This is a genomic window from Thioclava nitratireducens, from assembly GCF_001940525.2.
Lineage (GTDB): Bacteria > Pseudomonadota > Alphaproteobacteria > Rhodobacterales > Rhodobacteraceae > Thioclava > Thioclava nitratireducens.
In genome coordinates this window covers 447,750-461,378 of the sequence record NZ_CP019437.1, presented here as the reverse complement: position 1 = coordinate 461,378, position 13,629 = coordinate 447,750, and the positions used below count along the sequence as shown (strand labels likewise).

Genomic DNA, 13,629 nt, shown 5'->3' with positions numbered 1-13,629 from the left:
CCGTTACTGGGTCTTCACGGTGTCATCCATTTGCGGGAACGGGCCGACATAGCCGACATAGGCACGAGCCTGCGCCGGGTCGGTCAGCTTGTCTTCGTCGCTCTCGCCGTAGGGGTGCTGGATCACCGCCATCAGGTAGCCGTGGCCGTTGACGTTCGGGTACCAGTAGGTGGAGGTGGTTTCCGAACCGTAGGGCGTCGACAGGATGCGGGTAAGCTCCTTGGTGTCGGTGTTCATTGCCCAGATCACGTCGTTCTGGTGGCCCGAGCCGGTGTCCTCACCGATGATCAGCGTGTTGTAGCCCGGCATGTAGGTGATGTTGTCCGGGTTCGCGATGCCGTCGATATCGCAGCTGTTGTTCTCGGTCTTCTTCGGCATGCCCGAGATGAAGCCCGAGATTTTCGTCGCGTCGTAGTTGTCGTCGAGCGACAGCGCGTAGACCGTGCCGCACTTGTTCTGCGGCAGGCGGATCGCGTTCATCCCGCCCATGTCCTGCTTGGCGCCATCTTCCATGCCTTTCTCGACCGAGGACATCGAGAGGTACATCTGGTGCTTGTCGGAGTCGTAGGTGATGCCTTCCATCTTCCGGAACTCGGTCGTGGCACCCTTCATCGAGGCGTAGCGACGGGTTTCCAGACGCGAGGCGATCGCATCCATACCGTCCTTGACCTTCAGGCACTCGGCATTGCCTTCGGCGTTCGCGGCCGAGAAGCCCGCCGGGCAGGAGCCGTCCTCACCGATTTCGGCGGTCTCGAAGAGGTCCGAGAACCGGGTGCCGGCTTCGATCGCCTTCTGGATCGTCGCATCGTCGGCATGGCCCAGATCGACCCATTCCAGATCGGCAGCGCCGCCATCCTGATCCGAGGTCTGGTTCCACTTGGCCGCGTAGAGCGTACCGGCGCTCAGGTCGCCTGCCTTGTCGGCTTCGAAGCGGAACAGGCCGACATTGGTGCCGTCATCCGAGATGTAGGCGGTTTTCTGGTCGGGCATGACATAGGCCAGCTCGACAGCCACGCGGCCCATTGCGAAATGCTTGTCGGCCTTGGCCGACCCGTCTTCCGAGACGGTGATCTCGGTCGGATAGCCGTAGCGATAGGGCTTGTAGGCGTCGCGGAACTGCTCGAGCGACATGCCCTCGGGGTTCACGCCCGCATAGCGCACCATCGGGAAATCGTAGTCGTCGATTTCGTCGAGCGAGGTCGCCGCTTCGATCGCGCGTGCATCGGCCGGGTATTCTTCCGAACCCAGATGCGTCTCCCACGGCGTCACCGAACCCGCGCAGGGCACCCAGAGACCGTGATATTCAGAGAAGTCGATCGGCTTGGTGGAGACCAGCTTCAGGTTGCCATCGGCATCCTGGCTGACTTCGCTGAGATACATCGCACCGGGGCGCGACTCGAAATGCGTCACCGAGTAGAGCTTGTCGCCCTGACGTATGAGCGAGGTGAAATCGGCGGATTCGGAGATGTGCTCGGAGCCGTCGGCCGACTTGACCGGCTTGCCGTCCTTGTCGGTCAGCAGCGCGAAGGTGTTGTCACCGATCTTGTCGCCCGAGCGCGCCATCACGTGATAGCCGATCTTGTAGTCCTTGCCGTTGACGGTGACCGTGTCGGAGGCGATCGCCTCACGCTTGGCGGCGTCGTCCTTGGCGAAAGGAACGGACGAGAAGGAGATATCGCCGGCATGCGCCGCGAGCGGCAGCACGGCAATTGCGGTGGCTTGGAGGAGGGTGGTGCGAAGCGACATGGCTGATCCCTTGGCTAGTTGCGTTCACGACGCTCCTAACGGCGAAGTGATTCCCTTTTGTGACAATGTCGCGTTTGCGTGAACGGGCGCGCCGCCATTCGCCGGGGGCGCGCGGGGCGTCAGCAGCACCGGCGGCCCCGGCACCAAAGCAGACCCTATTCCACCCTGTTTTCCGCATTTCGCCTCCCCCTCGCCCTAGGCATGCCCCGCCCGCGCAACGCCAAGCGCCTGTGGCGCAACAGCTTTCAGCAAAGCGCGGGCCGCGCGTTGCGATCACGCGGGGCTTGCGCGATGGTGGGTGAAACGAGGAGTGGCGCGTGAGAGAAACGGCGAAATTCGCGGTCAGCCTGTTCGGGCGGCTTTTCGAGTCGAATATCACCCTCGTCTCGGCGGGGGTCGCCTTCTATTCCATGCTCGCGATCTTCCCCGGCATCTCCGCAACGATCGCATTGTGGAGCGCCTTTGCCGATCCGACGGTAATCCGCACCTATCTAAACGTGGCCGACGATTTCATACCGCCCGAAGCCTATGGGCTGCTCAACGAGCAGATCCAGAGTTGGCTGATCGGGCCGCGTGCATCAATCGGATTGGGCGTCGTGCTCTCGGCCGCCGTGACCCTGTTCTCCGCCCGCGCGGGCGTCGCGGCTTTGGTGCTTTCGCTCAACGTGATCCACGGCACGCGGCCCCGCGCGACGATCTGGAGCTTCATCATGGGCTACCTGATGACGATCGCGCTTGTCGGCGTGATGCTGGCCGCGATGGCAACGGTCGTCGTCGTGCCCATCGTCATCAATTTCCTGCCGTTCCACGAATATTCAAAGATCCTGCTCTCGGGCTTGCCCTGGGCGGCGATGCTTTTGCTGATGCTCACAGCGCTTGGCATCCTCTATCGCTACGGTCCCAATACGGTGGGCAAGCGCGATCCGATCCTGACGCTCGGCGCGGTGTTGGCAACGGCGCTCTGGGGGCTGAGTTCGATCGGGCTGACCTTCTACCTGTCGAATTTCGGCAATTACAACAAGATCTACGGCTCGATCGGGGCGGTAATCGCCTTGCTCATCTGGCTCTATCTGAGCGCCTTTTCGGTGCTGATGGGGGCTGCGCTGAACGCCGAACTCGCCGCCTTCCGCAAGCGCCGCACGCAGGAAAAATTGCGCGACGCGATCGAAGGCGACGCCGAGCCCGGGGGCGAGTAGTCATGGGTTTCACTTATTTCCCGGGGCGGAAATGAAGCGAAACTTATCGCTCAGTAGTTCTTCTCGAAATAGAGGCCGATCCCGCTCTTGCCGTCGGAGCCGACGGTGCCGCGCGCGGTGAGGCTTTTGGTGACATCGAGATTCAGGTTGATCTGCGAGGTGCCGTCGCCGCCCACCGTGACATCGGTATAGATATTGTCCGACAGGTATTTCCCGACCTTGAGCTGGGTATTGCCCTGCGCATCGGTCGAGACGTCGAAATCGTCCAGCCCGAAATTCTTCCGCAGCTTGCCGATGATCCCCTCGCCACCCTTGCCGGCGAGCGTCGCGACCGCCGAGGCCAGTTGCGCCGCCTGCAGAGGCGAGAGATTGTCGATCGAGCGTCCGAAGATAAGCCGTGCCAGAACCTCATCCTGCGGCAGCTCCGGAGAGGAGGTGAAGGTCACCTTCGGCTCGTTCGCCTGTCCCTGAATGTTGATCGAGATCGTGTAGTCGTTCTGCGTCGTGGTCGCGGTGAAGTCGATATAGGGCACCAGCGCGCCCTGCAGCGCGATCCGGCCCTGATCGAGCGTGAAGCGTTGCCCGAGAATGTCGAGCCGTCCGCGCACGAGCGAGAACTGCCCGATCGGGATCACGTTCGACGTGGTGCCCGAGACCCGCAGCGAGCCGCCAAGTTCCGCATCCAGACCGCGGCCGCGCACGAAGATGCCGCGCTCCGAGGCGATGGTGACGTCGAGCGGATACGACGGGCCCGAAGCCTTGGCGCCGCCGCTCGCATCGCTCTGGCCGTTGTTCAGCAGGTTGGCGCGCTTGAGCGTCTGGCGCACCGCGCCGCTTTCGCCGACATGCTCGATCCCGGCGGGGACCGAGGCGCCGCCGCCGACGCCCGAAGACGGCACCCGCAATTCGGTATCGCTCAGCGTGATGCGCCCGGCGATCTTCGCACCGCCCGCAAGCGGCCCATCCATCGTGATCGTGCCCGAAGCGCGCGTGTCGTAAAGCTCCGGATCCTTCAACCGCGCGCGGTCGAAACGGATCGTCAGGTTGCCGTTGTAGGGCGCCGACAGGTTGATCGGCCCGTTGACCGTGATCTGCCCACCCGTGCCGAGCCGGCCGGTCAAACCGAGCTGCGCGGCGCCGTTCGACAGCTGCACTTGGGTATTCACATCCTCCAGCACCATCCCGAGGTTCGGAGCAACGACCTTCGTGCCATTCGCCGAGACCGTGCCCGACAGCGCCGACAGCCCCGGCTTGCCGTTCAGCCGCAGATCGAAGCTGAGCGGGCCCTGCACCGAGCGCGGCTCGATGAAGCTGTTGGCGAGCGCGGTCTGTGCCTGTCCGGTTATCGAAAGATCGGCATCGCCGAAATTCGACGCCACGCGGCCGGAGACTTTCGCATCGGTGCCACCCGGGCCGGTGCCCGAAAGGTTCAGCTGATAGCCGCTGCCGTCATCGACCACCGTGCCCGACACCGTCACCGGCCCCGGAAAGCCCGGCGCGAACAGGGCCGCATTCGCCAGACGTGCGTTCAGGTCGATCTTGCGCGACCTCTCGCCCGCCGTCCCTTTCGCCGAGACGTCGAGCTGCGGGTTGCTCAGTTTGAGGCTTTGCACCTCGACCGCGCCGTTGGCGTAGCTCGCCTGAAGGTCGAGATTGGTTGTGCCGGCCAGAAGCTTGTCGGCCTCGGGCTGCCCGATCGCGAGGGATTTGCCGGTGCCCTTCAGCGTCACCCCGTAGCGCTCTCCGTTCAGCGTCACCGTCGCATCGGCCGCCAGCGCGCCGCGATAGCCGCCGCCCAGCACCGAAAGATCGTTGGTGTCGAGCGTGGCAGTCAGCTTGCCATCCTGACTGGCCAGCGTGCCCTGCGCCTGAAGCGTGCCCGCCCGCGTCTGCACGTTAAGCGAATCCAGCGTCACCCCGGTCTCGTCGCGCTTGGCCGAGATCGCGATCTCCGACCGGCCCGCCAAGGCCCGATCCGCCTGCGGCTGGTCGATCGAGACGTCCTGACCGACGAGGTTGAGATTGGCGTCGAAGGCGCCGCTGAGGACGGTGTATTTCCCCGCGACCGTCATCCGCGCCGAACCGCCGAGCTTGCGCCCCGCCAGATCGGACAGCATCGCGAGGTTGGAATGGTCGATCTGCGCCGCGCCCTCGACGGTGATACCTTCGCTGATATTGTCGATCGTCAGGTTCGAATTCAGGCTGTAACCGGTGCCTTTCAGCGCCAGTTGCGACAAGCGCAGAGGCTTGTCCTGCTGCCACGAGAACACGGTGCGCAGGGTTACGGCGCTGCCGGCCGCCGCGCTCAGCTTCGGGTCGGAAAGCTCCAGCCCGTTGATTCCCAGCAGAACCGTGCCACCGACCGAGGGTGGCGAGGCCTGCCGGATACGGCCCGAGCCCGAGAGATTCGCGGTCAGCATCTTTGTGCCATCTTCGCGGCGCAGCTGGTTCAGGCGGCCCGAGAGTTTCCAGCCGTCGCCCTCTGCCTTGTCATAGCCGAGGTCCAGCTTGCCCGATTGCACGTAGGTTTTCGGCCCCGAGATCGGAAGCAGCACTTCCTGCCCGTTGCCCAGTCCGAGGTCAGCCTTCAGGTCGAATTTCACCGGCATGTTGGTCGCGCCGATCTGCGCCGAGCCGTTCAGCTGCAGCGCGCGCGATTTAAGATCGAGCGTGCTGAGCGTGGTCTGCCCCGAAGCCGTGCGGGTGCCATCCGCGACCAGCGCAACCTCGTTGCCGAAGAACTCGTGGTAATCGGGTGGCAGAAGCGGGCGGATATCGCCGCCCAACGCGACGGAGAATGTCGTGACCGGCGGACTGCCCGCCGGAGCGCCGTCGGGCGTTTTGCTGCCTATGGAGACCTGCCCCGCCAGACGCTGCTGGCCATCGGTGCTCAGCACGATGTCGGAGGTGAAATCGTCGAGCGGCCCGCTTCCGGACACTGCAAGCGTCATCGCCGGATTGCCCGGCAGGCCGATCTTCTGGACGATGATGCCGTTCTTGCCCTCATCCACCAGCAGATCGAGGCCTAGATCGCGGGTGCCGTTGTCGTAAGACGCGGTGAGGGAGAACTTGCCCTTCTTGGTGTCGATCCGGGTGATATCGAGCTTCGCCTTGCCTTCGCCGCCTGCGAGCGACATCGACCCGGTGACTTTCACCGTCGCCTCCTGCCCGAGGATCGGCTCGCCGAGGATCACCTTCTGCGCGTCGATCTTGCCGATCTTCACCGAGACCGGGAGGTCGGGAAGCTGGAAGGGCTTGGCCTCCGGGCTGGGGGCGGTCGAACTGCTCTGGGATGTCGGCAGGCGTGGCAGGTCGATCTCGGCGGCGGAGAGCTCATCGATCTCGATCTTGCCGGTCAGCAGCGCCGAGCGGTTCCATTGGATCGCGCCATCCTTGATCGTGATCCATGCGCCATCCTTGTCGGAGATCGTCAACTGATCGAAGGTCGCGCGCGAACTCAGCGCGCCCGAAAACCCGTCGAGCCGCACGGTGCGCCCGGCGCCCGAGAGGTTATCCTCGATCAGCCCCGTCAGGTAAGAGCGGTCGCGCTGCGTCTGCTGTTCTGTCGCGGCCCCTGCCCCGTCCGCAGCTTGCGGCGAGTTGTCCTGCGCCGCAGCCATCAGAGGCGTCAGGCAGAAAGCGAGAAGGATGGCGAAACGTTTCATCAGAAGGCCTGCCCAATACCGATATAGAGTTGCGCCCCCGATCCGGTGCCGCCCGAGACCGGGAAGCCGACGTCGAGACGGATCGGGCCGATGCCCGTCTTGTAGCGCAGGCCGAGACCTGCGCCTGCCTGCGAGCCCGATTGCCCGCCGCCTGCGACATAGCCGTAGTCATAGAAGGCGACCGCGCCAATCTTGTCGGTGATGCCGATGCGCGCTTCACCCTGGAAACCCACGAATTCGGTGCCGCCGGTTTTCAGCGTACCGCCTTCGAGCACTTCAACGCCGAGCGACTGGTAGGGCTGGCCGCGCACGGTGCCGCCGCCGCCCGAGTAGAAAAGGTAGTCGCGCGGGGTGTTCTCGAGGTTCGAGCCGTAGACGCCGCCCAGTTGCACGCGGCCCGCCAACACGAAGCGATCGTTCTGCCCGAAGCCCTTATAGGCGCGCAGATCGCCCGTGACCTGTGCCCCGGTGCCGGTATCGCCGCCGATCCCCACGAAAGGCGTCACCCCGGCCTGAATGTAATAGCCTTTGGTCGGGTCGAGCGCGTTGTCGCGATCGTCCCAGGTGAGTTTTGTCGGCAGATAGACCTGCCGGAAATAGGTCTCGCCGGAATCGTCGGTCACCTTGGACCAGCCGTAATTGATCGAGACGTCGCCAGTCAGCTTGTCGTTGAATATCCGTGTCAGACCGAAGCCGATATCGAAGGCGTTCTCGGTGTAATCCTCTTCGTTCTTCTGGCTGATCTCGGTGGTGATGTAGGCGCTGGTTTCCGGGTTGAAGGTGGCCGGGCGGTCGATCCGCGCGCCGATCGAGTAATCCGTGCCGCCCGTCGCGCCGCCGATGCCCGAAATGCCCGCATCCACGCGAAAGCGCTCGCCGCCGCCGAAGAGGTTTCGATGCAGCCAGTAGCCGTTGAGGCCGAGCCCGTCGCTGGAGCTGAGTTCCGCGCCGAGGCCGATCTTGCGCTTCTTCTGCTCGACCACGGCGAGATTCACGTCGAGACTGTCATCGGGGTTGAGCGTCTTCGCCTCGGTAATCGCGACAGAGGAGAAAATCCCGGTGCGCTGCAGCCGCGACTGGACCTGATCGAGCTTCTTCGGATCATAGACCTCGCCCTTGGGGAAGCCCGCTATCTCGCGCAGGCGTTTCGTGCGCAGGCGCTTGTTGCCGGAGGTCTCGAGCCGGCCGAAGGTTACCAGCGGCCCCGGAGCCAGGCGCACATCGGAGGCCAACTGATTGGCGCGATGATCCGCGACGATGTTCTGATAGGAGACTTCGGCCTTCGCGTGACCCGCATCGCGCCAGCCGGTCGTGGCGGCGCTCGCGGCATCGACGATCACGCCCGATTTCGCGACCTTGCCGACCTTGTAGCCCTCGGGCAGATCGGTTTTCGGCGCGACCGGCGCGATATCGGCGCGCGAGAAGGTGAATTCGGGGCCGGGCGTCACGGTTACGACGACGTTGTTCACCGTCGAAGGCGCATCGAGCGGCGGGATCGAGGCCGCCTCGCGCCCGTCAAGCTTGATCGACACGGTGCCGGAATAGCGCCCCTCGCCGAACAGCGCCGAAACGATACGGTTGTAGTCGGCCCGCGCCTCGGCAAGCACGTCCTGCGCGTCCTTGCTCTTGTCGTCTGCGGATTGCGCCAGAAGCAACGCGCCCTTGATCGTGTTGCGCAGATCGTCGGATGCGCCGGGAGTATTGAACTTCAATGAATATGCGAGTGCCGGGGTCGCGAGGATCGCAAGCGCCGCCACGCTCAGATGAAATACTCGGATGGTCTTCGGTCCCATTACTCATGCCCCCGCCCAATCGGAAGCAGAGTTACAGGTAAGCGAAGTGAAAGCTAGGGCAAGCGCGGAATTCCGCGTAGCATCTGAAGGTGATCGGCAGAAATCCCCGCCGCTCAGCAGATCAGTGCGGGCAGAATGCGGGAGACATGTTCTTGCATGTAGAACCGCAGCCAGCGCGAGAACCGCTCGGGATAGCGTTTCACCTCCGCACCGAGATCGTAAAGGCTTAGCCAGCGAGTCTCCGAGACAAGCTCTGGATCGGGGGTCACGGTAAGGCCACGCTGCGCATAGGCGATGTAGATGTCGGTCACCTCGTGCTCGATCAGGCCGTCCCCGATATCCATGCGGTATTCGATACGATCTGCATGAGCGGGATAGAGCCCATCGATGCCCAATTCCTCGCGCAGCCGCCGCCGCGCGCAGGTTTCGGGGCGCTCCCCCCAATCGGGATGGCTGCAGCAGGTATTCGACCAGAGACCGGGGGCTTGCAGGCAATGCGTCGAGCGCTTCTGCAGGAGAAGCTTTTCGCCATCCATGACAAAAATGGAGACCGCCCGGTGGCGGAGCCCCTCGCGATGTGCGTCCATCGCGTCGACGGGGGCGAGCGCGCCCCCGATCCATGCCTGAATCTGGCCCATGAGTCCTCTTTTGCATCCGGTGATCCCGCCCGGCTTGCAGGCGGGTCACGCAGTGCAAAATGGAGCCGTGACCGGACAGAGTCACGGCGTCAGCTTGTCCCTGAGGCACGATGCCGCGCCCCAGGCCTGCTTGACGGATCAGGCCGTCGTCGGCGCCTCGGTCTGCTGACGGCGCGCCAGTTCGTTGCGATAAAGCGCGACGAAATCGACGATCTCGAGGTTGAAGGGCGGGAAGCCACCATCGCGCGTCACGTCCGAGACGATCCGGCGCACGAAGGGGAACAGCTGGCGCGGGCATTCGATCAGCAGGAAGGGATGCAACTGATCTTCCGGCACGCCCTCGACGTGGAAAATGCCGCCGTAATCAAGCTCGAGCAGGTAAAGCGTCGCCCCGTCGGATTTGTTGTTCGCGGTGATCTTGAATTTGGTGATCACCTCGTACTGGTTCTCGACGCTGCGCTTCTTGGCGTCGAGCGAAACCTGCACCTGCATCTCGGGCTGGATGTCGCTGGTTTGCACGCCCTTGGTGGCGACATTGTTCTCGAATGACAGGTCGCGCGTAAATTGCGCGAGGATGTTCATGCGGAGCCCTTGTTGCTCTTGCTGCGGATCCGCGGCGCCGTTGGTCTCGCCATTTGCTTCGTCAGTCATCGACCTCTCCCAAAATTAATTGTGCGAGGTTTAGCACCGGCTGGGAGAAGCCTCAATTCTCAATGACGCGTCCAGCCGGACGGCCCGTCGGAGGGCTTGCCGTTCGGGTGGTCGCGATGGGTCATTTCCTCGACCTCGTCAGCGTCGAGGATCTCCGGATCGCGCGGACGGCGCGGCGCATCGCGGCGGGGGTCGTACTGGTTTGACCGGTAGGCGCCGCCCATCTCGAAGCGCTGCACCTTCACCCGGCTGCCCACGGCCTTCATCAGCGCGTCGCGAATGCCAGGGATCAGCAGCAGGATACCGACCGTATCGGTGAAGAAGCCCGGTGTCAGCAGCAGCACCCCGGCAACGAGAATCATCGCACCATGCGCCAGCGGCCGCGAAGGATCGCGCAATTCATTGAGCGAGCTGCGCAGATCGTCGAGCGCCCGCGCGCCTTCCCGACGCACCAGCGACGTACCGACGATCGCGGTCAGCAACACGATCCCCAGCGTCGGCCAAAGGCCGATCAGCCCGCCCACTTGAATGAACAGACCGATCTCGATCAGCGGCACGGCCACAAAGGCCAGAAAGATCCACATGGCATCCTCTTTTATCGCGTCTTCCGGCAAGCTGCGCCGGTGGACTTGAACTGGTTGACGCCTTACATAAGTAGCGATTGACCTAGAAACAAACACGAAGCCAAACACAGGGGTCTCGATGTCCGGTGCCGTCATTCAGCTTATCGTCCTCGCGGCGATTGCGATCTTCCTGATTTTCAAGCTGAAAAGCGTGCTCGGGACCCGTGAAGGCTATGAAAAGCCGGTCGCGCCGGAAACGCCCGCGACGCCCGCACCGAAGCGTGACTTCGACGTGATCGAGGGCGGGCCTGATCACGACATCATCGATCATGTTCCCGAAGGCTCGACCTCCGCCGTGGCGCTGGCCGCGATGAAGCGCGTCGAGCCCAGCTTCTCGGTGTCGCAGTTCCTGCAAGGCGCACGTGGCGCCTATGAGATGATCCTGATGGCCTTCGAGACCGGCGATCTGGAAAAGGTGCGCCCCTTCCTGTCGCCCGAAGTCTACGAGGCCTTCGAAGGTGCCGTGGAAGCGCGCAAGGAGAAGGGCCTCGACGTTCAGGCGGAATTCCTCGGCCTGCGCGAACTGGTGCTGAGCAATGCCGATTTCGACCATTCCACGAACGAGGCAGAGGTGACCGTGCGCTTCGGTGCGGAGATCATTTCGGTGGCGCGCGATGCCTCGGGTGAGGTCGTCGAGGGCGATCCCAAGACGCCGCGCAAGCAGCGCGACATCTGGACATTCGCACGCAAGATGGGTGCGAAAGACCCGAACTGGCAGCTCGTCGCCACGGGCGGCTGAGGCTAGTGCTGTCCTTCGAAGATATTCCCGGCTGGGCCCGGGACGATCACGCCGCCGCTTGGGCGGCGTTTTGCGTTACGGCCGATCTCTACGGGATGGACACCGCCGGGCTGGACGACGCCCGAGCCGCTTTCGAGACCTATTTCGCCCCCTATGAAATAGCGCCAGAGGGCGCTGCCCATTTCACTGGGTATTACGAACCCGAACTGCCCGGCGCGCGCGAGAAATCCGCCCGCTTCGCCTGGCCGCTTTATGCGAAACCGGCTGAAATAGGGTCTAATTCGCCTTGGTACACCCGCGCCGAGATCGCCGCGGGCGATCTGCTGGCGGGGCGCGAGCTGGTCTGGCTCGAGAGCCCGATCGAGGCCTATCTCGCGCAGGTGCAAGGCTCGCTGCGGGTGCGGTTTGCGGATGGCGACAGCCTGCGGCTCGGCTTCGACGGCAAGAACGGGCATCCCTACCGCTCCATCGGCAAGGAGCTGATCGCGCGCGGCGCGGCCCCGGCCCAGGAGATGACGCCCCAGTTCATCCGACGCTGGGCCGCCGAGAACCCCGATCAGTTGCAGGAGCTGCTGAACCACAATCCGTCTTTCGTGTTCTTCCGGGTGCTGGATATCCCGGGCGATACCGGCCCCCTGGGCGCGATGGGGCGTCCGGTCAACGCTGGACGCAGCCTCGCGGTAGACCCCGAGATCGTACCGCTGGGCAGCCCGGTCTGGATCGACTGCCCCGGCTTCGGGCAGCGGTTGATGGTGGCGCAGGATGTGGGCTCTGCGATCAAGGGCGCGGGACGCGGTGATCTCTTCATCGGCACCGGCGCGGATGCCGGGCGCATCGCAGGCGCGATCAACACCAAGGGCCGGATGATCGGCTTGCGGAGGCGCGCATGAGCCGCAAACGCAAACTCAGCCCCGAGGAGCGCGCGCTTTGGGATCGCGTGGCGGCGACCACCGAGAATTACCGCCCCAAAAAGGCCGATCGAGCCGAATTAGAGTCTTTTCTTGCGCCCAAACCCAAGCCGAAACCGAAGGCCGAAGGTCTACGCAGCTTCGAGCTGGGTCAGCACGCAAAGCCTTCGTCCAGCCGTCACGATCTGGCCCCGGAGCCGGGCGAGCATCTTGCGCGCCAACCGGTCACGATGGACCGCAAGGCGCATAAGGCGATGACCCGCGGCAAGCTGAAACCCGAAGGGGTGCTCGACCTGCACGGGCTGACTCTGGCCGAAGCGCATCCCGAACTGATCCGCTTCATCCTGAATTCGCAAAGCCACGGCAAGCGGCTGGTGCTTGTGATCACGGGCAAGGGCAAGCGGGGCGACGATGACGGCCCGATCCCGCGGCGGGTGGGGGTTCTGCGCCATCAGGTGCCGCACTGGTTGCGGATGATGCCGCTCGCGCCCGCTGTCATGCAGATCAGCGAGGCGCATCTGAAACATGGCGGCGCGGGTGCCTATTACGTCTATCTGCGGCGAATGCGCTAACCGCCCGAAATCGGCGCGAGGATGATCTGCGTCGTGTTTTCGACCGTCAGCACCACCGCATCCCCCAGCCCCGTGCGCCCCAGCTGTTCCACCTCGAGCACCTGCGCCACCTGCTGCGCGCTGTCGAGCAGCCGGATCAGCGCGGGCGACGTGACGACGTTGAAATGGCCGTCCCCGGTATTGAAGGCCGAGACGTTGATCACCGTCACCCTGTAGCGTGCGATGCGGGAGACATCTTCGAGATTGCCGAGCCGGTCACGCTTGCCCGTCAGCCGCGCCGACAGCTGCAGCGCTCTGTCCTTCGAGGAGGTGAAGATTATGAACGGCGTCGGCAACGTGCCGATCGCGTCGGCCTGCGTCTTGAAAACATCCACCGCAATGTCGGGCGAGATCAGGACCACCCCGGAAATCGTCGAAAATCGACCCTGTTTATGCGCAATCGCCTCCTGACGCAGCACCTCCATCACCAATTCCGAGCCCAGAGAATGCGCCACGATCAGGATGCGTTTCGCCCCCGCCGCGTTCAGATCGTCGATCAATTCCTCCAGCCCGTCGCGCGCGAAGAGCACCGAGTCCCGGTCGTAGGCATAGCCCAGCACATTCGCCCGCGACGGCCAGGAGTAATGCACCATCACGCCGGGCAGATCGAAATCCGCGCCCATCTGCGCCATCCGGTACAGGCCTTCGGCGAAGGAGTTGTTGAAACCGTGGACGAACAGCACCGCCTGTCCGTCATGTTTGCGCAGCGCCGTGCGCAGCTCCGACTGGAAGGCGGATCGAGGCATGTCGATCTCGGATTGCGAGACGAGGAACTGCTTGTCAGGGTCGACCGGCGAGGTGTCGGTCATCGGATAGGCGATCTCGGCCACCTTGCGATCCGGCGGCGTGGCCACGTCGAAGCGCGCGAGCCGCAGCTGCTGACTGCGCGCGGTGCCGAAGGGCTGGCCGGTCTGTGGATCGGGCGCCCGTGTCGAGCCCACGAAAATCGCGCGTGCATCGGCGACCGGGTGATCGAGATAGGCAAGCCGCCCGCGCGGTGCGCAGGCGGCCAAGCTCAGCATCAAGATTACGATCAGAAACCGCGCCATCGCCCGTGCC

General features: G+C 64.0%; 11 protein-coding genes. 4 read left to right on the top strand and 7 right to left on the bottom strand.

The window, feature by feature from the left end; translation table 11 throughout:
* Positions 1-3: 3 nt before the first annotated feature.
* Entirely contained in the window at positions 4-1,746 is a 1,743-nt protein-coding gene (locus tag BMG03_RS02360) for a PhoX family protein (protein ID WP_075776659.1), read from the bottom strand.
* A 317-nt stretch (positions 1,747-2,063) separates the two neighbouring features.
* On the opposite strand from BMG03_RS02360, the gene BMG03_RS02355 reads away from it, so the two are divergent.
* Positions 2,064-2,942 carry a YihY/virulence factor BrkB family protein gene (locus tag BMG03_RS02355; protein WP_075776660.1) on the top strand — a complete coding sequence of 293 codons (879 nt, stop codon included), beginning with the start codon at positions 2,064-2,066 and terminating at the stop codon, positions 2,940-2,942.
* Positions 2,943-2,992: 50 nt separating this feature from the next.
* On the opposite strand, the gene BMG03_RS02350 is transcribed toward BMG03_RS02355, so the two are convergent.
* From BMG03_RS02350 to BMG03_RS02330, 5 genes are all read right to left on the bottom strand, one after another.
* Positions 2,993-6,607 carry a translocation/assembly module TamB domain-containing protein gene (locus tag BMG03_RS02350; protein WP_077701060.1) on the bottom strand — a complete coding sequence of 1,205 codons (3,615 nt, stop codon included), beginning with the start codon at positions 6,605-6,607 and terminating at the stop codon, positions 2,993-2,995.
* Positions 6,607-8,400 (bottom strand): autotransporter assembly complex protein TamA, encoded by a 1,794-nt coding sequence (locus BMG03_RS02345; protein ID WP_075776661.1) that lies wholly within the window; start codon positions 8,398-8,400, stop codon positions 6,607-6,609. Before BMG03_RS02345 ends, BMG03_RS02350 begins: the two co-directional genes overlap by 1 nt.
* 113 nt (positions 8,401-8,513) lie before the next feature.
* Positions 8,514-9,038 carry an isopentenyl-diphosphate Delta-isomerase gene (locus BMG03_RS02340; protein ID WP_075776662.1) on the bottom strand — a complete coding sequence of 175 codons (525 nt, stop codon included), beginning with the start codon at positions 9,036-9,038 and terminating at the stop codon, positions 8,514-8,516.
* Positions 9,039-9,176: 138 nt separating this feature from the next.
* A complete protein-coding gene (secB, locus tag BMG03_RS02335; protein ID WP_075776663.1) occupies positions 9,177-9,689 on the bottom strand; it encodes a protein-export chaperone SecB in 513 nt (170 codons plus the stop codon).
* A gap of 59 nt (positions 9,690-9,748) precedes the next feature.
* A complete protein-coding gene (locus BMG03_RS02330) occupies positions 9,749-10,273 on the bottom strand; it encodes an FxsA family protein (protein ID WP_075776664.1) in 525 nt (174 codons plus the stop codon).
* Positions 10,274-10,391: 118 nt separating this feature from the next.
* Here BMG03_RS02330 and BMG03_RS02325 point away from each other — a divergent pair, with 118 nt between their 5' ends.
* The 3 genes from BMG03_RS02325 to BMG03_RS02315 are packed head-to-tail and all read left to right on the top strand — an operon-like array spanning position 10,392 to position 12,531.
* Positions 10,392-11,051: a Tim44/TimA family putative adaptor protein gene (locus BMG03_RS02325; protein ID WP_075776665.1), complete on the top strand. Its 660-nt coding sequence runs from the start codon at positions 10,392-10,394 to the stop codon at positions 11,049-11,051.
* A 5-nt stretch (positions 11,052-11,056) separates the two neighbouring features.
* Positions 11,057-11,941 (top strand): murein transglycosylase A, encoded by an 885-nt coding sequence (gene mltA / locus BMG03_RS02320; protein ID WP_244270981.1) that lies wholly within the window; start codon positions 11,057-11,059, stop codon positions 11,939-11,941.
* Positions 11,938-12,531: a Smr/MutS family protein gene (locus BMG03_RS02315; RefSeq protein ID WP_075776667.1), complete on the top strand. Its 594-nt coding sequence runs from the start codon at positions 11,938-11,940 to the stop codon at positions 12,529-12,531. Before mltA ends, BMG03_RS02315 begins: the two co-directional genes overlap by 4 nt.
* On the opposite strand, the gene BMG03_RS02310 is transcribed toward BMG03_RS02315, so the two are convergent.
* Complete coding sequence (locus BMG03_RS02310; RefSeq protein WP_075776668.1) at positions 12,528-13,619, bottom strand: alpha/beta hydrolase; 1,092 nt, start codon at positions 13,617-13,619, stop codon at positions 12,528-12,530. The two genes, BMG03_RS02315 and BMG03_RS02310, sit on opposite strands and share 4 nt — an antisense overlap.
* Positions 13,620-13,629 lie beyond the last annotated feature (10 nt).

Bases quoted from the DNA above. Each gene is read 5' to 3' on its own strand.
- BMG03_RS02350 (WP_077701060.1), bottom strand. From the start codon at position 6,607: ATGAAACGTTTCGCCATCCTTCTCGCTTTCTGCCTGACGCCTCTGATG.
- BMG03_RS02325 (WP_075776665.1), top strand. From the start codon at position 10,392: ATGTCCGGTGCCGTCATTCAGCTTATCGTCCTCGCGGCGATTGCGATC.
- secB (WP_075776663.1), bottom strand. From the start codon at position 9,689: ATGACTGACGAAGCAAATGGCGAGACCAACGGCGCCGCGGATCCGCAG.
- BMG03_RS02315 (WP_075776667.1), top strand. From the start codon at position 11,938: ATGAGCCGCAAACGCAAACTCAGCCCCGAGGAGCGCGCGCTTTGGGAT.
- BMG03_RS02360 (WP_075776659.1), bottom strand. From the start codon at position 1,746: ATGTCGCTTCGCACCACCCTCCTCCAAGCCACCGCAATTGCCGTGCTG.
- BMG03_RS02345 (WP_075776661.1), bottom strand. From the start codon at position 8,400: ATGGGACCGAAGACCATCCGAGTATTTCATCTGAGCGTGGCGGCGCTT.
- BMG03_RS02310 (WP_075776668.1), bottom strand. From the start codon at position 13,619: ATGGCGCGGTTTCTGATCGTAATCTTGATGCTGAGCTTGGCCGCCTGC.
- BMG03_RS02330 (WP_075776664.1), bottom strand. From the start codon at position 10,273: ATGTGGATCTTTCTGGCCTTTGTGGCCGTGCCGCTGATCGAGATCGGT.
- BMG03_RS02340 (WP_075776662.1), bottom strand. From the start codon at position 9,038: ATGGGCCAGATTCAGGCATGGATCGGGGGCGCGCTCGCCCCCGTCGAC.